Here is a 19,554-nt window from a genome sequence, read left to right on the forward strand (position 1 = left end):
TAAAGGGAGAGCAAATAAAAAAAACGTACGTTTGGGCAGTACGTTTTTAAAAAGTCTACAATTTATTATAGTTAAGGTGGATCAAACCTGATTCAATGGCTACAGCAACCGCTTCCGTTCGGGAATCCACACCCAATTTATTAAAGATAGCCGTTAGCCTTGATTTTATTGTCCTTTCCGAAACACCCATATCAAAAGCAATATCCTTGCTCGTCGTCCCTCTGGCAACTGCTTGAAGAATGATGATTTCCATTCGGGAAAGCTGGACCTTTTCTTTAATATGCTGCCTTTTTCCCTGATAATCCCGGATTCTCTTCATCATGTCCTCTCCTATGAGGGTCTCCCCATTCATAGCGGTATCCATAGAATGAAACAAAGATTGGAGACTGGTATCTTTCAGGAGATAACCTTTTGCACCTAAAGCAAATCCTTCTGCCAGCAATTGGTCTTCATTATAAGTTGTGAGAATGATGATAGGCAGCTTAGGATGCGTGACTGATAGCTTACGAATTGCTTCCATGCCGCTCATGACAGGCATGTACAAATCCATCAATATTATATCTGGCTCTAAATCATTTACAAGCTGGATTGCTTCTGCCCCATGTCCGGCTTCGCCTATGGTTCTATAATTTTCATTTGTTTCTATAAGCAATTTCAGACCTTCTCTTACGACTACATGGTCATCTGCGATAAGCACTTTATTCGTCATTTAATCATCTCCATTCTCCGGAATACTGACTGTCACTGTTGTACCTTCTCCCAATGTGCTGCTAATGTGGATCTCTCCGCCTAAAATCCTTACACGTTCCTTCATACCAATTAAGCCGTAATGCCCTTGCTTGTTTGAGATTTCTTCTGCATCAAAGCCAACACCATTATCCTCCACTTCTAAATGGATACGATTATCCAAAGTGCCTGTAATAGAGACAGAAGCTTCGCTTGCCTTGCTATAACGTGCGATATTCAACAGACATTCACTAACGATTTTGGAAAGATGCTCGGTAATTTTCGGCGATAGAGATTGCACGACTGTATAATTTAAACTGCATGGTATGCTTGTTGCAGTTGTAAACTGCTGTGTATTTTCGCGCAGGATGTACTCTAAGTCGATATTTTCTTCGTGTAAACGTAAGTCATCAATGACAATCCGGGAATCTGCCAATACGGAGCTGGCACCTTTCATAGCAAGCTGCGCTATTTGCTGCGCACGCTCCTGATTTCCATTAGAGAGGTGGGCATTAATTGCCTCGAGCTGCATTTTTATACCCGCAATCCCTTGTGCCAGCGTATCATGCAAATCACGTGCCATTCGCTGCCGCTCACTATAAAGAGTTAGATTCTCCACTTGGTGATGCGCTTCTTCCAGTTCCTGCAGTATTTGTTGGGTTCTAATTCTTGCATTTACCTGTTTAAAGAAGATTGCAGCATAAGCAACAATTATTAAGGTAGCCGGAATAACGATAACGAAGTAGGTAAACAAACTTTCTTTTGGAATAATAATGACTGAAGCAATAATAGATAGACCAGCTAAAATGACAAAGAAAGCGAGTCTGTTTCTCCCGACCATCCCGACTAGCTGACCTAGGAGTAAGGGAAACAATGCAATAATTGTTACCGAAACGTTGTACATTAAAAAGGCGCTTCCATACACAATCAACCCTTGGACACAAAAATATATCCACGCCTTGCCCGGCAGAAACCTATTTGAAAACCAATATAATGTACTAAAAATAATAATTAGTACACTGAATAACATACAATGCAAAAAAGAACTGCCCGACATAATTTGTATAATCAAAGATGCAGTAAAAGCAACAATAATCCAGATCAACCCCGGAATTCTTGCTGCAACCATATTATTGTTTTCTTGTTTTAAATTATTTTGTGTGTACACGTGATTGTCCATTTAATTCTCCTAATATCCCTTTAATGATTAGTATGCACCATTCTAGAATGTTCTGTCTTTCCCGTTCGGGCATTTTCATTCAGATTACTTCCTTTTACTGAAACTATTCACAGCAGCTAAGATAACAAAACATGTCATAGTATAATTAGCCATGTTTCTAAATTTACTTCTATAAGCACAAAAAAAGAGAAGGAATATCCTTCTCTTTCCGTACATTACTTCATCCACTCTGGCTTATGAAATTCAGTGAATTCTTCCTCAATTACCTTAGCAAATTCCTCTGACTCTACCGCTTCCTTTATATCCTGAACAAACTGCTCATCTTTATTTTCTGTAGATACAACTACTCGGTTCTGAATGTCCTCTGGCAATTCGTCAAGTGCGAGTGCAGTCGCTAAATCGATGCCAGCAGATATAGCGAAGTTTCCATTTATAGCAGCCAAATCAACAGACTCCAATGTACGCGGCAGCTGAGCCGCTTCTACTGGTTCGAATTTTAGATTCTTTGGATTGCTTGTCACGTCTTTCTCTGTGACCCGCAATGGATCAGCATCTTCATCGATTTCAATCAGACCATTATCTCTTAGCACGGTAAGGCCACGGCCAAGATTAGTCGGATCATTAGCGAGTGCAACAGTGCTTCCATCTTTTATCTCATCCAGTGACTCGAATTCATTTGAATAAATACCAATAGGTGCTGTTGGAACTGTTATAACGCTGGTCAGCTCCATATTGTTCTCCTCGGCGAAAGCGTCCATATATACTTTATGCTGAAATAGATTAGCATCTAATGAGCCGGTTTCCAACGATTTATTCGGCTGCACATAGTCATTGAACTCCTTTACTTCCACTGTATATCCTTTATCCTCCAGATACGGTTTTACGCCTTTTTCAAGCATGTCGCTATACGGAATTGTTGCACCTAGGACGATCTTTTTATCGGATGAAGCACTGCTTTCTCCCGAACCGCAGCCAGCTAGGACTATGATGAACACTGCGGCAAATAATAAGAAAATAGATTTTTTCATTTTCGTTTCCCCTCCATAGTTCATCTTTTTGATACAACTCTTGCTATAAGATCACCTAGGTATTGAATAACTTGAACGAGTACAATCAGAACGATGACCGTAGTGAACATGATAGTATTATCATACCTGTAGTACCCATACCGTATAGCAAGATCACCGATCCCGCCTCCGCCTATTGTGCCGGCCATGGCAGAATATCCAATGAGACTGATGGCTGTAATGGTTAGTCCTGTGATTAAGCCCGGCTTTACTTCCGGAAGGATGATACTTCTAATAATCATCCAAGGAGATGCACCTACAGCAATAGCAGCTTCAATCACACCCTTGTCTATATCCCTTGCTGAGGATTCAACGATTCTTGCATAAAATGGGATAGCTGCAACAGATAAAGATACAGAAGCAGCTAAAGGACCGATCGTCGTATTGAGCAGAAATTGTGTGAAAGGCAGTAAGAAGACAAGCAGAATAACAAAAGGAACCGATCGAATGAGATTGATAATTAGTCCGGCTATTCTTTTTACCAGCACATTTTCTAAAAACAAGCCGCGATCTGTTACAAATAACAGTATTCCAAAAGGCAGCCCAATCAAGATCGCCACAGCCAAAGCGATGGAAACCATTAGAAGTGTTTCAAGAAATGCTTGGTTCAATTCAGGCAAGATGGCGATTACGCGATCCATCATCAAACACCTCCACCTTGCTTACTTTATCTCTCAGATAAGCAATCGCTTTATTTACTTCAGCTTCATTTCCGTTTAATTCCATCACGAAAATTCCTAACGGCTTGTTCTGGATGTACTCTACTTTGCCGTGCAGTATATTGCCTCTGATCGGAAATGCCTGCAGCATATCCGATACAACAGCATCGGCAGCAATGCTGCCTTTGAATTGCAGCCTGACCAGCTTTCCGTTTATCTCTCCCAATAATTCTTCCGGGAGATCAAAACTAAGTACAGTCTGGATAAAGGATACTGTCAAAGGATTAGCAGGATCTGAGAAAATATCATAAGTTGGACCGTGCTCTACCACTTTCCCATCCTGCATCACTGCACAGCGGCTGCAAATCTCCTTTACAACCTCCATCTCGTGCGTGATGACAACGATTGTCAGCCCCAGTTCTTTATTTATTTTCTTCAGCAAAGCCAAAATTGATTTTGTCGTACCAGGATCCAAGGCAGAAGTAGCTTCATCACATAAAAGGATCTTCGGCTGATTCGCAAGTGCCCGCGCAATACTGACTCGCTGTTTCTGACCGCCGCTAAGCTGGGCTGGATACTGATTTTTCCGATCCTCTAACCCCACCAAGGCAAGCAGCTCATCCACTCGATGCTTTATTTGTTTTTTATCTGCTCCTGCAGCTCGTAATGCAAATGCCACATTTTCAAATACCGTTTTTGAGGAGACTAGATGAAAGCCTTGAAAGATCATACCGATCGACTGTCTTGCTTTTCGCAGATCTTTTGACGACAGCTCATGCAAATCAACTCCATCAACAAAGACTTTGCCTGATGTTGGCTTTTCCAATAGGTTGATGCAGCGCAGCAAGGTGCTCTTGCCCGCTCCGCTATATCCCACTATTCCAAACACTTCACCTGCTTCAACGGTTAGAGTCACATCATCAACGCCAATGATTTCCTTTCCCTTGCTGCTGTATTTCTTTGTGATGTTCTCCAGTTTTATCACCTTTCATCTCCCTCTCCTGTCGGTATTTTCAGCTGTTGAAACTTAGTTGCAGGATGCCCAGCCGGTAGTCTGCTTGATTCATAGTCAAATAATTTTTCTCTCAATGTGCCTGATCTGTAGGTCTGTTTATAAAGTCCCCTTTCTTGCAGAATCGGGATAACCAGGTCAACAAATGACACCAAATCTCCTGGTGTAACAAGATGATTCAAATTAAAACCATCCACCCCGGATTCTTCGAACTGATGCTGAATAGCATCTGCCACCTCTTCTGGATTCCCAACTATCAAACTTTTGTCAGGTGTATCGAACCGCTTCAAAGCTTCGCCGACTGTCAGCTGCTTCGCTGCATCCTTTGTCAAAGAGGCTGCTTTATAGTGGCCACCTTCTGTCGCTTTACCATAAGAAAACGGCTCGTCAGGGTCTAACTCTTCATATTCCGAGATATCGTAGCCGCTTGCACCAAATTGCGCCTTGGCAGCATCTGGACTCCAATGACTTGCATATTCCAAATACTTTTGCTGCGCCTCTTCTGTGGTTTCCGCTACGATGACACTCAGGAAAGAGAAGATCTTAATGTGATCTGGATTCCGCCCATGCTTGGCAGCTTTCTCCCTTATATCCTCTGCGTAGTGACGGATACGCTCAGGCGTGGGCCCTCCAACGAATACACATTCTGCATGCTTGGAAGCAAATTCCCGTCCACGTTCGGATGTACCAGCTTGATAAATCACAGGTGTCCGCTGCGGGGAAGGCTCACTCAAATGCGGTCCCTCTACCTGGAAGTAACGGCCTTCATGATTGATTTCATGTACTTTTTCAGGATTCACCAATACTTGGTTTTGCAGATCCTCAACCACTGCATCTTCCTCCCAGCTGCTTTCCCATAGCTTATAAGAAACCTCCAGGAATTCATCGGCAATCTCATACCGTTCATCATGCTTGATCATTTCGGTCAACCCAAAATTCCGCGCAGCGTTCGGAAGATATGACGTCACAACATTCCAAGCAACTCTGCCCTTTGTCAGATGATCCAGCGTGGAAAAACGACGCGCATTCCCAAATGGAGGTTCGTATGTAGTACTTACTGTAACGGCGAATCCCAAATTCTCGGTTACACTTGCCATCGCAGAAACCAATAGCGCTGGATCATTCAGGGGAACCTGCAGACCATCCCGGATAGAGGGAGCTTTACTATTCCGGTAAACATCATATATTCCCAGTACATCGGCAAAGAAGATTGCATCGAATTTACCGCGTTCGAGTAACTTCGCAAGATCGATCCAATAATTCACGTCCTTGTACTGACGATGCCGCTTACTCTCTGGGTGCTTCCATAACCCATGCGAGTTATGCATCGCACTATTCATATCAAATGCATTCAAAATGATTTGTTTTCCCACTTTTATCCCTCCATTTTAACTAATAAAAAGACCCCTTCTCGGATAAGAAGAGGTCTTACTTAGTCGACGCAGGCGTACAACGTCCACTCTCTTCTCATCTTTCAAGCTAGCAGCTTGCTGGAATTGGCACAGTACTGCAATAGTCTGTTGCCGAGGCTTCAAAGGGCCAGTCCCTCCACCTCTCTGGATAAGAAATGCTTATTGAATTACAGCTCAATATACAGGACAGTCCTCTGTCTGTCAATCGAGTTTTCTAAATTAAATATTTAATTGACAATATTCTGATTATGGATTATATTTATGCCGACAACCGAATAGATACACTTATCTAGAGTCAGGGTAGGAACTGGTCCAGCGACCCTGCAGCAACCGCTTGTAACAAGCAAGGTGCTAATTCCAGCAGACAGACATGTCTGAAAGATGAGAGAGAATGCTTACATAACGCCACCTCTTTCATTTGAAAGAGGTTTTTTACTTTATTGGATGAGGAGAATGTTCATGCGAGAAACTGCAGAGAAAACAAAAGTGTTTGATCATGTGATACAGCAAGCAAAGATCCTGTCTATAGAATTCAAAAAACGCGCTGCACATATTGATAGCAGTGGAGAATTCCCTTATGAGAACTTTCAAGCATTAAAAGAGAACGGCTTTTTGTCACTGACTGTGCCGACGGAATATGGAGGCAAAGGATTAGATCTTGCAGAATACTTACAAGTTCAAGAGATACTTGCACAAGGAGATGCTCCTACCGCTCTATCATTCGGCTGGCAGCTCGGTGTTATACTGGAAAACGCGGAAAGCAGAAAGTGGGATGAACAAAGCTTTCAAGACCTCAGCAATAAAATCATCCATGACAAAATTCTTCTGAATTTAGTTCAAACAGAGAACGCAACCGGAAGTCCTTCACGAGGAGCAGCTCCGACGACAACCGCAACGCTGGAAGGTTCAAATTGGCGAATCAATGGCCGTAAATCTTTTGCTTCGATGGCTGCTGCTTTAGACTACAGTATTGCTACCGCTACTATACTTCCATCTGGAAACAAAGGCTTCTTTTTGATTGATCATAGTTTGGAAGGAGTGTCTGTGGAAGAAACATGGAATAGCATCGCAATGAGAGGAACAAGAAGCGATGATTTGATTTTGGAAGACGTACTTATTGAACAAGATGCGCTGCTCGTGGAAGAAACCAAAGGAACATCCACTCCTAGAGGCTGGTACTTACAGATTGCGGCTGTTTATCTGGGTATTGCTGTGGCTGCGAGAGATTATACCATTCAATTTGCGTCAGAATTTCAGCCTGTTTCCTTGCCAGGTCCAATAAAAGATGTTCCAGAGGTCAGAAGAAAAATTGGCGAGATAGAATTGGCGCTGTTTAATGCCAGAGAAGTACTTTATGGTACAGCCCGAAAATGGGTTGAGCAGCCCGGAAAAAGATCAGGAATGAGTCCTGATTTAGCTGCTGCTAAACATATTGTCACCAATAAAGCGAACGAAGTAGTAGATCTATGTATGCGTATAGTTGGAGCCCGGAGTTTGTCCGCCGACAATCCGCTTCAGCGCCACTTTCGTGATGTAAGGGCTGGGTTGCATAACCCGCCTACTGATGATGCGGTAGTGTATTCGCTTGCAGATGCAGTCCTTCGGCAATAAAAAAACTCCTGAATCCATAACGGATTCAGGAGTTTCCTATTTACCAAGCATAAGCATACGGTGCGGCTCCGCCCGGGCCCGGGAAAATTTCATCTAGCCGTTTTAAAACAGATTCATCAAGATTGATTTCCAGTGCATGTAACGCACTCTCGAACTGTTCGACTGTACGCGGCCCAATGATTGGCGCAGTTATAGCTGGATTGGCAAGCTGCCAAGCCAGGGCAATATTATCCTGTGTTTCTCCTAGCTCTTCACATAGTTGAGCGAACTGCTCCAATTGCACTCGCTGGGCGTCGATTTTATCACCAATCTTATCACTTCGGCTTCCAGGTAATTTTTTAAGTGCATTTCTGCCAAGCAGACCTCCATCCAAAGGGCTCCATGTGATAATGCCAATCCCAAGCTGTTTTGCTGCTGGCAATACTTCCAATTCTGCATATCGGCAGTTGAGATTGTATTTATGCTGTTCAGAGACCAGACCTAAGAAATGACGGTTTTTTGCAGCGCCTTGCGCTACGGCAAGCTGCCATGCAGCAAAATTACTGGAGCCTACATAACCTATCTTCCCTTGGCTGATTCCTAATTCAAAAGCTCCCCATAGCTCTTCCCACGTTACGGCAGGATCAATATGATGCATCTGATACAGCTCAATATGATCTGTTTGCAAGCGCTTTAAAGAATCTTCAAGATGACGCCGAATTTTATAAGCTGACAACCCCGCCTCATCATTTGGACCATCAGCTGCTTGATGCATGCTTCCGTATACTTTCGTACCCAGAACCACTTTTTCTCTTCGGCCTCCGCCTTGTTTGAACCATCTTCCGATAATTGATTCTGTCAGACCTCGATTTTCTGCACCGTATACATTCGCCGTGTCGAAGAAATTAATGCCCGCATCAAGTGCAGCATCCATAATTCGAAATGCATCTTTTTCATCTGTGGTTGTACCAAAATTCATCGTACCTAAACAAAGCCTGCTTACCTTCAAACCTGAGTTACCAAGGTATTGATAGTCCATCTTAAGGTCTCCATTCTGTAATTTGTTTGTATTGCATAATGTGAATCATATCTTAGCTTTTACCCTTTTCTACAGGATTTTGGTCATACGAAACCCAATCACTGTAGCTTCCCGCGTATAATTTTACATTCTCGAACCCGGCCATTTTTAAAGCAATGTAGTTGGGGGCAGCAGTTACACCTGAGCCGCAATACACGATAACCGGATCTTTGGTATCCAGCTCAGCAAATCTATTTTTCTGTTCTTCGCTTTCTTTAAATGAACCCTGATCCAATCCTTCTGTCCAGAATTTATTGATGGCCCCTGGAATATGGCCAGGTATTCTATCAATTGGCTCCACTTCGCCTATGTAGCGTCGTTGCTCTCTTGAATCTATTAGTGTAGAAGACTTTTTCTCTTGTTTGACGACTTGTTTTACTTCCTCATAAGAGGCCAGCATATCTTCTCTGATAGTCACTTCAAAGTTTGCTGATTCGTACTCAGGTACATCTTTTGTCGTGGTGTAACCCGCAACCACCCATCCTTTGAAACCCTCGTTTAATACAAATACTTTTTCGTGACCTAAAAATTGAAGCAGCCACCAAAATCGTGAAGCATACGAACCTTCTCCACCATCGTAGGCAATCACCGTTTTTGTATTGTCGATACCCGCTTTCTCGATGTCAGATTTAAATTGATCTATGTCAGGCAGCGGGTGCCTTCCACCATGTTTTGAAACAGGAGCTGAAAGCTGTTGTTCTAAATCAAAATAGACGGCACCAGGGATATGGCTTTCTGCATAAAGCCCGGCTCCTTTATCCGGGTTTCCCAATTCAAAACGGCAGTCTACAATTTTGACCTGTTCGTCATCTAAATGGTCATTGAGCCATTCCTTATTAACAACAAAATTCACACTACATTACCCCTAACTTATTTTTAGAATAGACCGTGTATATCTCCTTTTTAAAATGCAGGCTTTATTATCCTATATATACTAGATAGGAATGGTTGAATCCTTCAAAAACTTAAAGACTATAGCCTCGTTTCAGTTATGATTATGTTGTTGCAGCTACTTCGAGCCATGAGAGGATGATGGCATTTTGGTTCGGTTTGCATACGCAGAGTACAATATGAGCTTAGTGAATTAGAGAATTCATTACGTCCGATCATCTCTGCAATGGATTCTTGGGGAGTAGAGTATTTACATACACTTAAAGAGATGCAGGAAGCAGAATAACTATATCGATAGTATAAAAACACACTTACAATAGGGGCTGATACCCGTTAATGTAAGTGTGCTTTTCATTAATTATTAGAGATCGAATTGAGCATTCACTTCCTAATTGTTCTTACCTCTGTTATGAGCAAGGAAAAACGTGGGACAAGCTATCGACTACCTCATACGACTATAAGTCACTTGATATCCATCTCTATCAGCTTCGACTTAGCCATATCCCAAAGCCCTTCTTTATAATCCTTCTCCCAATCACTCACGTGCAAATCGGGCAGGTGCTCCGATGGGAAATAGCGCTTCACATTTTCGGCTGCTTGATTTAGGAATTGACCATTCACTTCCGACTGATGGAAGATGATCTGCGAAGGGTTCAATAATGCGCTGATGGTTTGAATCAAATTTGAGATTTGCAATACAGCTCTCTCATCTTCCATATCAAACCCACTTTCCGGAAGGAACCGGTTATTATCATCAATTGGAAGAAACGATATTTCCCCGCTGAACATCGTATGCCCTTTTACTAGCTTTCCATCAACCAGAATACCCGCTCCTGGTCCATTCGCGCCCATGTATATATAGACAAGAGAAGCTTCATTGGATAATCCCTTTCTATTCCGGTAACCGATAACTGCAGCGTTCATGTCGTTCTCTATAGTTACTTCAACTGGAAGATTTAAAATGTCCCTCATATTTTGGTTTGCATACATGGGATATCCAGGGATGTAGCTTATTACATCCCCTTTTACAGCACCAGGTATGCCCATCGCAATTGTTCGGATGGACGGATCCTCAGCTAGTTTTGTTTTCAGAAATGCTGATAATGTTCGGGGTTCCTGATTTAAGAAACTCCCTGCAGAATCTTCATGTATCTTTTTGCTGAAAGCATCCATGATGACATAATTTGTTTCCTCTTTTTCCAGGTATACTAGCAATGTGTGGGCAAAGTCAGGATTATAAGCATAGCTTTGTGCTCTCCGGCCTCCTGCAGATGGTAAAAGGCCCAAGGAAAGCACTTCTCCTCGGTTTACCATCTCTTGGATAAACTTGCTGGCAGTAGGAAAGCTTATCGAAAGATCCTCTGTGATTTCTGCTTTTGACATACTATCAGTGTTCATCAACAATTGCCTGATCCCTCTACTAATGTTTGCTTTCACTTGATCCTGCATTGTCATCTGATTAATCTATCTCCTTTATTGCTATCACTTCTTATCCCACCTATATAGTAATCTCGACCACATTTCCTTCAGGGTCTTCTATGACGCTCTCGTAGTATCCATCCCCTGTAATGCGCGGATTGCCCTTGACTGTATAACCGTCCTTCCCAATTTTTTTCGTTAATCTATCAACCTCTTCCTTGCTGCCAACAGAAAATGCCACATGCGCCCAACCCAAGTGCTCTGGCAGGGAATGCTCGTTAATCCCCACTTTATTCATGAGTTCCAATCTCGATCCACTCGAAAAAGTAAGAAAGTAAGAAGCAAATCCCTTCTTTTCATTTACATACAGACTGTTACATTCTGCTCCGAAATAATGGGTGTAAAATTCTTTCATTCTCTCAATATCCTTTACCCATATGGCTACATGTTCTATTTTCATTATCAGGCTCCCCTTTCCTTCAAACTTATTAAACTAGTTTAATAAGTGGACAAATGCTAACTCACTTCATCAATTGGATCATCTTTTGAATCGTAAGCAGTACCCCGTTCTCCTCGTTTGTTTTCGTAATAAAACTAGCTGCTGCTTTGGTATTTTCACATGCATTTGCCATTGCAAAGCTATAACCTGCGATGTCCATCAACTCTACATCGTTCTCACCATCACCAAAGGACATCGTTTCTCCTTTTGCCGCACCTACAAGCTCTTGCAGCTTTTGCACGGTTTTCCCCTTATGGACATCAGCTGCAGTAATATCCAGCCACGTCGGTTCAGAAGCAACTATATACATTGGTTCATTATAAGTCTGCTCAAGTAAGTGCTCTTTTAGCGCACCAGACCCGTGTGATCTATCATATACCGTAATCTTGACCAGCTCTGATTCAATAGCAGTCAGATCGTCTGTCTTCTCCACTTTTGCATATGAATTTCGAACCACATTATAATCGGCCTCAGATATATCTGATCTAACATAAGCAGAGTCTCCGGTACACGCAATCACTGTCACCGTTTGATCATAAGTTAGTATATGACGTATAAGATCATTACCTAATATTTTGTTCAGAGGGAAGTCTTTTATCAGTTCGCCATCCCTTTTAATGCGAGTGGCACTATCCCCCAGCACCCAAATATCAGAATGTCCTTCAAATAGTTCTTCTACCCGTTCACACTGCTTCCCTGTACAAGCGGCAAAAATGATACCATTTTCCTTCATCATCTTATGTGTTTCATCGAAAAGCTCTTTGTCGAAACTCCCCTTGTTATTCAAAAATGTACCGTCTAAGTCCGTTACAACAAGTTTCAGCATAATCATATCCCCTTTGCCTGTAGGTAAGTACGATTGAAGCATACATCCTGGGATCGATCTCATGTCAATATCTTTTTTATTCAAGAAGAATTGCAAGACAACACATAATGTACACAAGGGATATTTATAATGAGAATAATTAGAATAAACAAAGGAGACGTAAGATGTTATTGTTATTGATCGGCATGCTTGTTGTAGTCATTATCACGGTCACCACTCCTAAAGATCTTTTCCATTCTCCAGACGAAATCTCTGCAGCTGTCACCCGCAAAGCTAAAAAAGACGCTGAAAAATATCTGCAAACCAGTAATCAAAATCATTCAAGCTCGTGAATCCAACTGCTTGTGTAATGGCAAAACTAAACAACCAATTATCGATGGATTTCGATAATTGGTTGTTTTACTTACGATTAAAAAATTGTGTACAAAGCAGTATTTGCTATTGTAATCATTGTCATCAGCAATGTATTAAGGAAAGCAGCCACATAAACGTTTCCGGTTTTCCTGAAGAAGTAACGATTAAATATTCCCGCAACTACCAGTGCAGGTACTAAACCAATTACCACAATGGAAGAAAGAGCTTGATCAGGATAACCTGCAGTTCCCGTCGCAAACAAAATACCATAATGATACCCTAGGTAAAGTAGTAAGCCCCCAACAAAATGTAAGATTGAAACGAAATACCCTTTTATTCCATCATACTTTACTGTTGCCGTGTTCATATTGATGGATAGGCCCACAATAAAGTAGTAAATAAAGAAAAGCGGAGCGTATTTGAGAAGTGCAATGACATGCTGATCTTCAAATGTTTTAACTGCAAATGTCCAGATACGGAAATCTGTCTTGAATAATGCATCTACAAGATAGAGTACTGCGTATCCAATAATTACAGCTATAGCTGCTGTAAGGAATGATGCAATGATTGCCTTGAAGCTTGCCTTTAGACCATAACTATTGATCGTTGCACCATATGGTTTCTTTGCAACGAAATGGTAACATACCATAATCATCAATGTCACAATCGCTACATTAATCGCCCAATAAACGACGGGGTTTACCGTTGGAGCGCCAAAGAACGCAGATGTTTCTATCAGCTTACTCTGGCTTCTTAAATACACATACTGAATGCCGCCTAACACCAGCATAACAGCCGAGCAAATTGTCACGTTTTTCTCTGATTTTTTTACAAATGAATAAATCAATATAATCAACGATATGGCTATCAGTATCATACTTCCCTGTCTTAAAAGCCTCATTCCGTATAAATCTCCCCCGTATAAAGCAGAGAAGAATAATGCAGGGTATAGACCTCCGAAAACAACTAACAGCAAGCCCGCTAGCTTCGCACCGTTTGTTTTTGGCTGCGGAAGCGGCTCTGGTTTTCCTGTATATATTTTTTTAAGAAATGGCAATTTTGATAATAACAATATAATCGGGATAAAGAGCATAAAGAATCCAATTAACGCGACAAAGGAGAACCATTCTTTAAACATCCATGTCTGCTTGCTTGTATTTACTTTTACGATGTCACTGTAATCAGCAAAAGCCTCATCGTAAAAATTGATAGCAAATCCTGTAGTTGTCTCTGAAAAATGATTCCAAGGATGTGTCTCATCAGGCTGATAAATCACCCTTTTACCACCAGCAACCTCGTATATTTCACCTGATTGAGGTTTTTCAGGATTCCCTAAAAATCCCATACCTTCTTCTGTATTGACATAATCTTTTTCCACAACAGTATTTCCAGCAGCTGCTGCAGCTTCATCGAAGAAAAACTCATCATATTTTCCAGCGATTTTCCCAGACATTCTTGGTCCATATGAATTGTTTATAACCTCATCGGTATATTCAAGTGATTTCAACCATTGATAATCCGAGCCAACTGTCAGGGAAGCATAAATCTTTCGTATACCATTTTTCTCGAAATCGGCCTCATCTAACATGGTGGCATGTGTCGAAGAAAATCCTCCCATGGAGTGACCTGATACAGCAATAATTCCATTACCCGCATCATCTTTCAGTACGTAGTCCTGATCATACATATATTGAACTGCATCATAAACTGCATGCGGCCAAAAAGAGAAAAATGGAACTGGCTTCTCCATTGTACCCGTGGAGTGCCCGTGGTCATATTGATCTAACGCTAAGACTATATATCCTCTTTTTGACATCTCTATAGCTTGCGCATCTTGCATCTCAGCAGAATTCAGATAACCATGAGCTGCTATGATTGTAGGTTTAGGTTGCTCATCTGCTCCATCCGGCTTATACAATAGACCAGAAAGCTCTCCTCTTGGCGTGTCAAAATAGATACGAGTAACCTGAACATCCCCATTTGAATTATTAAAACGTGAAGCAGAAAAACTCCCAACTAAAATTAACAGGATTGAGATTAAAAGTAATATAACTGGCCGTTTTAAAAATTTCATGATTTCCCCCTAAAATTCCTTTGTAATAGTTACCTTTTTATTGTGAAGAGATTATCTGGAATATAGATCACCTCCTAGCTTCCTATTTGGTTTTTGTGCACTCAGAAAAACACATCAAATAACTCTGAATAAACTTCAAAGAATTCGATGTGTCTCCTTATCTCGTCACAGTTTATTAACATGAAATTAGTATAATTATCCATGAAAGCGTTGTCAATATATAATTACAGCAGAATGTACTTTTAAGATAACAGTGATATAAGTTTATTCAGCTAAATATTGAAATATAGCTTTGCTATTTGATTTTTTATTTTGTATGCGTTTTACAAGATTTCGAAAAAAGTCTCCAACTCAAAATAAAAATCTTGTAATAATATTAAAAAACCTTAAATCCATTAGGATCTAAGATTTTTATGATAGTCATGTTTTAACTAATTGAAGACTGCCTTTATTTATACGTCGAGTTTCTTACTAAATATATAATCCACTTGTTCTTCATCACCCATATAGAAAGAATGAACTCCAGTTTTAACAAAGCCATTTTTGCTGTAAAAAGCGATTGCGTTTTGATTATTTTCCCATACTCCAAGCCAAATGACCTTCTTATTCATTTCAGTCGCTATCTCAATTGCTTTGTTCATCAGATACTTACCTATTCCTTGTTTCTGGAATCTGCTTCTTACATATATTCTTTCAATCTCTAACGACTCGTTGTCCATTTTTTCAGACTGGGCATCATCTGTGTTTACCTTAAGGTAACCTGCAAGCTCTTCATTCAGATAGATGAAAAAGAATTCCGAAGAAGTATTCGATAATTCCATTTCCAGCTTTTGCGAGTCATATGCTTTTTCCAAGTAAGCCTTCACATTTTCAGGTGAGTTTTGGTCCTTGAATGTATCACTGAAGGTTTCGATGCTAACCTCTTGAAGTATCGGCAGGTCCTCTACGCTGCATTTTCTAATAGTTATAGACATTATTAATGTATAGCTCCCTTATGTTATCAATAGTCTCGTTTGTTTCCTTTTTTCACATATTCCCAGTCTATTTCGATATTCTTTCTAACCCTCTGCAAAAGATGATAGAGAGTGTCTGCTTCCTTGTCAGACAATCCAGCTAATGCAACCTTATCGGAATAATCATTTTCTCTTCTTATGAATTGATAAACATGCTCCCCTTTTTCTGTCGGAAACAGTTTCTTGATTTTTTTATTTTGTTCATCATCTTTCTTTTCGATAATGCCATTGATCTCAAGTTTTTTTATAGCACGGGCCGCAGTTGTTCGATCTACTTTAATCATTTCTGCCAGCTTTTCTTGAATGATTCCTGGGTTCTCAACAATCCGGACAAGATACAAATACTGCCCCTTGGCAAGATCATATTCTTTAAATTCTATATTACTTATAGAATCCAATGCCCTGGCGATCATCCCTATCTCGCGTAGAATCTCCTTCATATATACAACTCCATTTGTTTTTTCTTGTACATAAAATAGTAAAGGATTATTGTTGTAAATGCAACAATAATCCTTTACTGAATCAAACACATAATATCAAAATCACACAACATGATTGCATAGAAATTTCGTTCAAAAGTCTGCTTAAGCAGCAAATACTCGTTGAATAAGTGAAATGGTCAAAACCACTGTTAATACAGTACCTGAAGATGTCAAAAGAAGAATTTTTCGTCCATTCTGCTGTTTAGAGGATTTTATAAGCTCATTGATCAACAGCATCCAAATAACTGTTGCTGCTATTGAGATTAGACCCAGAGTCATATAGTAAATCTCCTTTCTTTATCCTTGAACGAAGCGATTTTCCTGGAAGAGCTATTTTTATACAATGTCATAATCTCTTCTCCAGCAGCATAACATCTCTCCATTTGCCATTTAACTGAGCAATTCGCTCTCTTCTGCCGACCACACGAAAACCGAACTTTTGGTGCAGCGCCAAGCTAGCAGCATTCTCAGGAAAAATACTTGCCTGCACAGTCCACACGCCTTCTTTTTCACTAACACCAAGCACATTTTCTAATAATGCAGATCCTATACCATTACCTTGGAAGTCAGGATCTATGTATATACCTACTTCAACAACTCCTATATAAACTTGGCGTGTAGAATAAGGGGATAATGCTACCCAACCTGCTATCTTTTCACCAACCTCTGCGACTAGTCTACCAAACGACAACTTGCCGCTTATTCCAATATTCCCAATCGGGAGCATCAGTCTCAAAAGTAGCGTTTCCACTATCCATCCCCATCTTGTATATGTCCCTAACACGCTCCCAATCACTCTTAACTAATTCACGCACTAGAACTGAATTCATTACTTTAGCACCCGCAACAACTTTGTTGTTTTACTGTCACGATATTAGTTTTACATACACCGGTTTCTGGAAGCTTTAATTTCACTTGCTTAGCCGATTCAACGTCCCCCGCAATAGAAGCAACTATTGATCTTACCTGCTCGTATCCTGTAGCCAGTAAGAATGTAGGAGCTCTGCCGTAGCTCTTAACACCCGCAACATAGAAGTTCTTTTCTGGGTGTCTCAACTCTTTCTCACCGTGCGGACGAACTGTTCCGCAGCTATGCAAGTTTGGATCGATAAGCGGCGCTAATGCTGGTGTACTCTCTACAATCGGATCGATTTCGTACCGGACTTCTCGAAGGAAGCTAAAATCTGGCCGCGCACCTGTATTTACTACAATCTCGTTAACGGAAGAGATAGCATTTCCTTCTTTACTGCTTAATGTATACTTGAATCCGTCATAATCAATTGCTTCTATATTAAACGGAGCGAATACTTCTATCACACCTTGTTCCACAAGCTGATGGGCGCTAGATCCTAATGCACCTCGAGCTGTAAGTTGATCCTGTTCCTCTCCTCCAAATGCGGATATCGGTGAATCTCTCCTAAGAATCCAAGATATCTTTGTTGATGGATGATTTTCTTTAAGCGCCGCTAGGTTCAGCAATGTATTCAATGCAGAATGGCCAGATCCAATCACAACCGTATGCTTACCTTTAAACGACTCCGGTTGTTGCTGCACTGTCGGGATGTTTGTATGTACTGAATCTTTGATAGAAGAATCAAGCCACACACCGTCAGCATAAGGTGGATTCGGATTTTGCCAAGTTCCGCTTGCATCTATGATTGCTGAAGCTCTTACCTTGTCTAATTTTGATCCATTTTTATAATGGACAACAAATGCTCGTTCGTTTCGTCTATCAGATTTTAATTTATCAGCACCATCTTTAGTTACCGCAATAACCTCGGAATTAAAGCGTATATTCTCTTCCATTACTTGTAGCTGTGAGAGTGGTTTTAGATATTCATTTACTAACTCTTGACCAGTTGGCAACTTATCTTTATCAGGATGTTTCCATTCAGTTCCGGCTAATAGTTTCGTTGCTGCTTGATTCGTGTTGTACTCCCAAGGAGAGAATAGTTCAACGTGACCCCATTCTAGAATGTTGCTTCCAACACCCTCTCCTTTCTCCAAAATCACATAAGGTAAATCATATTCCACTAAATGTGCTGCAGCCGCTAAGCCCACAGGACCGGCACCAATAATTACTACAGGTAATTGATCGCTCATATTACTCCACTCCTTTGATTAAGTTAGCACAGCATTTTTCTGCTTTTACTGCAGGGCCCCTGAATAAGCAGCAAAGTTCTTCCGAAAGCATGTGGTTTAACATAGATGAATTTAAGCCGTAGTAATTCCATGTCCCACGCTTTTCCTTAGTTATTAGGTTAGCATCGAGAAGGATCTTCAGATGATAAGAAAGCTTGGACTGTGCCATTTCCATTGTTTCTGTTAAGTCACAAACACATATGGCTTCCACCGGGGATTGCGATAATAATTGAAGCAACTCTAACCGCTTCGTATCAGCTAGAGCTTTAAAAATCCCTTGGTAATCACTTAGCGATAGTTCTTTTGTTTCCATACACCGATCCTCCTTAAATCAATTTATTTTGATGTTTATAATCATATAATACATCAATTTTTTTTGATGTAAAGAAGGTATAAATATCTTTTATACAGCATTGTGAAAGCCAACCTTTTTAGCCTTAACCTTTAAAAGGGTGGACTTACTCCACCAATATTTAGTGCCCCTCGGATGCAATTTAATTACTTCATAACCTGCAAGCTTGTATATTACATCATGCATAAGTGATATATTTATATTAGCGAAATGTTGGCATTTGCCCCTTTACCGTCTTGGATCATCTTGTCCTGGAAAAACATAAAAGCTTGAAACCCTTATTTACCAAGGGTTCCAAGCTTTTTTAAGTTAGTTATTCTGACTTAACTTGAACTACCGACTGCTACCCTGTCAATTTTGTTAAGCGCGCAATATGAACAGGGAAATATATAATTTATAAAATAAAGGTGCTTAATCCCAGCTTACTTATGCAATAGGAGTACCGTTTGGTATTTCAGTATCTGGCTTTAATAGAATAACATCTCCTTTTTCCGGGACTCCTCCTAAAACTAATACCTCCGATTTGAAACCCGCAATACGCCGAGGAGGAAAATTGACGATTCCAATGATTTGCTTTCCTACAATTTGCTTTACATTGTAACGCTTAGTTATTTGTGCACTTGAGGATTTCATTCCGATTTCCTGTCCAAAATCAATCTTAAGCTTTATCGCAGGGATTTTGGCTTCTTCAAAAAACTCCGCTTCCTTAATCGTTCCGACACGAATATCCAGTGCTGTGAAATTTTCGATTGATGCCAATGACTTGCCTGCCTCCTAT

22 protein-coding genes and 2 riboswitches are annotated in these 19,554 nt (G+C 40.7%); of the genes, 3 read left to right on the top strand and 19 right to left on the bottom strand.

Features of this window, described 5'->3' with window-relative positions; all coding sequences use genetic code 11:
* Window positions 1–55: 55 nt before the first annotated feature.
* The 6 genes from SFC25_RS13480 to SFC25_RS13505 form a co-directional block, all read right to left on the bottom strand.
* The gene (locus SFC25_RS13480) at window positions 56–709 is read right to left on the bottom strand and encodes a response regulator (protein WP_411215772.1); all 654 of its coding nucleotides are present in this window, start codon (window positions 707–709) and stop codon (window positions 56–58) included.
* Entirely contained in the window at window positions 710–1,630 is a 921-nt protein-coding gene (locus SFC25_RS13485) for a sensor histidine kinase (protein WP_411215773.1), read from the bottom strand.
* Window positions 1,631–2,121: 491 nt separating this feature from the next.
* Window positions 2,122–2,934, bottom strand: coding sequence for a MetQ/NlpA family ABC transporter substrate-binding protein (locus tag SFC25_RS13490; protein WP_411215774.1), 813 nt, complete (start codon window positions 2,932–2,934; stop codon window positions 2,122–2,124).
* 20 nt (window positions 2,935–2,954) lie between these two features.
* The gene (locus SFC25_RS13495) at window positions 2,955–3,617 is read right to left on the bottom strand and encodes a methionine ABC transporter permease (protein ID WP_411215775.1); all 663 of its coding nucleotides are present in this window, start codon (window positions 3,615–3,617) and stop codon (window positions 2,955–2,957) included.
* On the bottom strand, window positions 3,586–4,617 hold the full coding sequence (locus SFC25_RS13500; RefSeq protein ID WP_411215776.1) for a methionine ABC transporter ATP-binding protein: 1,032 nt from the start codon (window positions 4,615–4,617) through the stop codon (window positions 3,586–3,588). The genes SFC25_RS13495 and SFC25_RS13500 overlap by 32 nt, the downstream gene beginning before the upstream one ends.
* A complete protein-coding gene (locus SFC25_RS13505) occupies window positions 4,614–6,017 on the bottom strand; it encodes an LLM class flavin-dependent oxidoreductase (protein ID WP_411215777.1) in 1,404 nt (467 codons plus the stop codon). The genes SFC25_RS13500 and SFC25_RS13505 overlap by 4 nt, the downstream gene beginning before the upstream one ends.
* A gap of 91 nt (window positions 6,018–6,108) precedes the next feature.
* Window positions 6,109–6,211, bottom strand: a riboswitch (SAM riboswitch).
* Window positions 6,212–6,338: 127 nt separating this feature from the next.
* Window positions 6,339–6,444, top strand: a riboswitch (SAM riboswitch).
* Window positions 6,445–6,515: 71 nt separating this feature from the next.
* Here SFC25_RS13505 and SFC25_RS13510 point away from each other — a divergent pair.
* Entirely contained in the window at window positions 6,516–7,667 is a 1,152-nt protein-coding gene (locus SFC25_RS13510; protein WP_411215778.1) for an acyl-CoA dehydrogenase family protein, read from the top strand.
* Between the two features lie 40 nt (window positions 7,668–7,707).
* Here SFC25_RS13510 and SFC25_RS13515 read toward each other — a convergent pair whose 3' ends face one another.
* Both SFC25_RS13515 and SFC25_RS13520 read right to left on the bottom strand, forming a co-directional pair.
* Window positions 7,708–8,685 carry an aldo/keto reductase gene (locus SFC25_RS13515; RefSeq protein WP_411215779.1) on the bottom strand — a complete coding sequence of 326 codons (978 nt, stop codon included), beginning with the start codon at window positions 8,683–8,685 and terminating at the stop codon, window positions 7,708–7,710.
* Window positions 8,686–8,737: 52 nt separating this feature from the next.
* A complete protein-coding gene (locus SFC25_RS13520; protein WP_411215780.1) occupies window positions 8,738–9,577 on the bottom strand; it encodes a sulfurtransferase in 840 nt (279 codons plus the stop codon).
* A 201-nt stretch (window positions 9,578–9,778) separates the two neighbouring features.
* Between SFC25_RS13520 and SFC25_RS13525 the strand changes: the two genes are divergently transcribed.
* On the top strand, window positions 9,779–9,901 hold the full coding sequence (locus tag SFC25_RS13525) for a winged helix-turn-helix transcriptional regulator (RefSeq protein WP_411215871.1): 123 nt from the start codon (window positions 9,779–9,781) through the stop codon (window positions 9,899–9,901).
* Window positions 9,902–10,077: 176 nt separating this feature from the next.
* Here the strand turns inward: SFC25_RS13525 and SFC25_RS13530 are convergent, their stop codons facing one another.
* The 3 genes from SFC25_RS13530 to SFC25_RS13540 all read right to left on the bottom strand — a co-directional run bounded on the left by SFC25_RS13530 (window position 10,078) and on the right by SFC25_RS13540 (window position 12,359).
* Window positions 10,078–11,070 (bottom strand): ROK family protein, encoded by a 993-nt coding sequence (locus SFC25_RS13530; RefSeq protein WP_411215781.1) that lies wholly within the window; start codon window positions 11,068–11,070, stop codon window positions 10,078–10,080.
* 43 nt (window positions 11,071–11,113) lie between these two features.
* A complete protein-coding gene (locus tag SFC25_RS13535; RefSeq protein ID WP_411215782.1) occupies window positions 11,114–11,494 on the bottom strand; it encodes a VOC family protein in 381 nt (126 codons plus the stop codon).
* Window positions 11,495–11,555: 61 nt separating this feature from the next.
* A complete protein-coding gene (locus tag SFC25_RS13540) occupies window positions 11,556–12,359 on the bottom strand; it encodes an HAD-IIB family hydrolase (RefSeq protein WP_411215783.1) in 804 nt (267 codons plus the stop codon).
* Window positions 12,360–12,523: 164 nt separating this feature from the next.
* Here SFC25_RS13540 and SFC25_RS13545 point away from each other — a divergent pair, with 164 nt between their 5' ends.
* Window positions 12,524–12,691, top strand: coding sequence for a hypothetical protein (locus SFC25_RS13545; protein WP_411215784.1), 168 nt, complete (start codon window positions 12,524–12,526; stop codon window positions 12,689–12,691).
* Window positions 12,692–12,768: 77 nt separating this feature from the next.
* Here SFC25_RS13545 and SFC25_RS13550 read toward each other — a convergent pair whose 3' ends face one another.
* From SFC25_RS13550 to csaA, 8 genes are all read right to left on the bottom strand, one after another.
* Entirely contained in the window at window positions 12,769–14,787 is a 2,019-nt protein-coding gene (locus tag SFC25_RS13550) for an alpha/beta fold hydrolase (protein ID WP_411215785.1), read from the bottom strand.
* 452 nt (window positions 14,788–15,239) lie between these two features.
* A complete protein-coding gene (paiA, locus tag SFC25_RS13555) occupies window positions 15,240–15,761 on the bottom strand; it encodes a spermidine/spermine N(1)-acetyltransferase (RefSeq protein WP_411215786.1) in 522 nt (173 codons plus the stop codon).
* A 26-nt stretch (window positions 15,762–15,787) separates the two neighbouring features.
* Window positions 15,788–16,240, bottom strand: a complete 453-nt coding sequence (locus tag SFC25_RS13560; RefSeq protein ID WP_411215787.1) for a MarR family winged helix-turn-helix transcriptional regulator — start codon at window positions 16,238–16,240, stop codon at window positions 15,788–15,790.
* 144 nt (window positions 16,241–16,384) lie between these two features.
* On the bottom strand, window positions 16,385–16,561 hold the full coding sequence (locus SFC25_RS13565; protein ID WP_411215788.1) for a hypothetical protein: 177 nt from the start codon (window positions 16,559–16,561) through the stop codon (window positions 16,385–16,387).
* Between the two features lie 67 nt (window positions 16,562–16,628).
* Window positions 16,629–17,033, bottom strand: coding sequence for a GNAT family N-acetyltransferase (locus tag SFC25_RS13570; RefSeq protein ID WP_411215789.1), 405 nt, complete (start codon window positions 17,031–17,033; stop codon window positions 16,629–16,631).
* An 83-nt stretch (window positions 17,034–17,116) separates the two neighbouring features.
* A complete protein-coding gene (locus SFC25_RS13575; protein ID WP_411215790.1) occupies window positions 17,117–18,385 on the bottom strand; it encodes an NAD(P)-binding domain-containing protein in 1,269 nt (422 codons plus the stop codon).
* Between the two features lies 1 nt (window position 18,386).
* Window positions 18,387–18,737: an ArsR/SmtB family transcription factor gene (locus tag SFC25_RS13580; RefSeq protein WP_411215791.1), complete on the bottom strand. Its 351-nt coding sequence runs from the start codon at window positions 18,735–18,737 to the stop codon at window positions 18,387–18,389.
* Window positions 18,738–19,202: 465 nt separating this feature from the next.
* A complete protein-coding gene (gene csaA, locus SFC25_RS13585; RefSeq protein ID WP_411215792.1) occupies window positions 19,203–19,535 on the bottom strand; it encodes a chaperone CsaA in 333 nt (110 codons plus the stop codon).
* Between the last annotated feature and the right edge of the window lie 19 nt (window positions 19,536–19,554).

This window comes from Terribacillus saccharophilus, from assembly GCF_046592595.1.
In the GTDB taxonomy this organism is placed as follows: domain Bacteria; phylum Bacillota; class Bacilli; order Bacillales; family Amphibacillaceae; genus Terribacillus; species Terribacillus saccharophilus_C.

What these genes read in the sequence shown, in the direction of transcription:
- SFC25_RS13480 (WP_411215772.1), bottom strand. Translation starts at nt 709, where the DNA reads ATGACGAATAAAGTGCTTATCGCAGATGACCATGTAGTCGTAAGAGAA.
- SFC25_RS13485 (WP_411215773.1), bottom strand. Translation starts at nt 1,630, where the DNA reads ATGTACAACGTTTCGGTAACAATTATTGCATTGTTTCCCTTACTCCTA.
- SFC25_RS13490 (WP_411215774.1), bottom strand. Translation starts at nt 2,934, where the DNA reads ATGAAAAAATCTATTTTCTTATTATTTGCCGCAGTGTTCATCATAGTC.
- SFC25_RS13495 (WP_411215775.1), bottom strand. Translation starts at nt 3,617, where the DNA reads ATGATGGATCGCGTAATCGCCATCTTGCCTGAATTGAACCAAGCATTT.
- SFC25_RS13510 (WP_411215778.1), top strand. Translation starts at nt 6,516, where the DNA reads ATGCGAGAAACTGCAGAGAAAACAAAAGTGTTTGATCATGTGATACAG.
- SFC25_RS13515 (WP_411215779.1), bottom strand. Translation starts at nt 8,685, where the DNA reads ATGGACTATCAATACCTTGGTAACTCAGGTTTGAAGGTAAGCAGGCTT.
- SFC25_RS13530 (WP_411215781.1), bottom strand. Translation starts at nt 11,070, where the DNA reads ATGACAATGCAGGATCAAGTGAAAGCAAACATTAGTAGAGGGATCAGG.
- SFC25_RS13535 (WP_411215782.1), bottom strand. Translation starts at nt 11,494, where the DNA reads ATGAAAATAGAACATGTAGCCATATGGGTAAAGGATATTGAGAGAATG.
- SFC25_RS13540 (WP_411215783.1), bottom strand. Translation starts at nt 12,359, where the DNA reads ATGCTGAAACTTGTTGTAACGGACTTAGACGGTACATTTTTGAATAAC.
- SFC25_RS13545 (WP_411215784.1), top strand. Translation starts at nt 12,524, where the DNA reads ATGTTATTGTTATTGATCGGCATGCTTGTTGTAGTCATTATCACGGTC.
- SFC25_RS13550 (WP_411215785.1), bottom strand. Translation starts at nt 14,787, where the DNA reads ATGAAATTTTTAAAACGGCCAGTTATATTACTTTTAATCTCAATCCTG.
- paiA (WP_411215786.1), bottom strand. Translation starts at nt 15,761, where the DNA reads ATGTCTATAACTATTAGAAAATGCAGCGTAGAGGACCTGCCGATACTT.
- SFC25_RS13560 (WP_411215787.1), bottom strand. Translation starts at nt 16,240, where the DNA reads ATGAAGGAGATTCTACGCGAGATAGGGATGATCGCCAGGGCATTGGAT.
- SFC25_RS13565 (WP_411215788.1), bottom strand. Translation starts at nt 16,561, where the DNA reads ATGACTCTGGGTCTAATCTCAATAGCAGCAACAGTTATTTGGATGCTG.
- SFC25_RS13575 (WP_411215790.1), bottom strand. Translation starts at nt 18,385, where the DNA reads ATGAGCGATCAATTACCTGTAGTAATTATTGGTGCCGGTCCTGTGGGC.
- SFC25_RS13580 (WP_411215791.1), bottom strand. Translation starts at nt 18,737, where the DNA reads ATGGAAACAAAAGAACTATCGCTAAGTGATTACCAAGGGATTTTTAAA.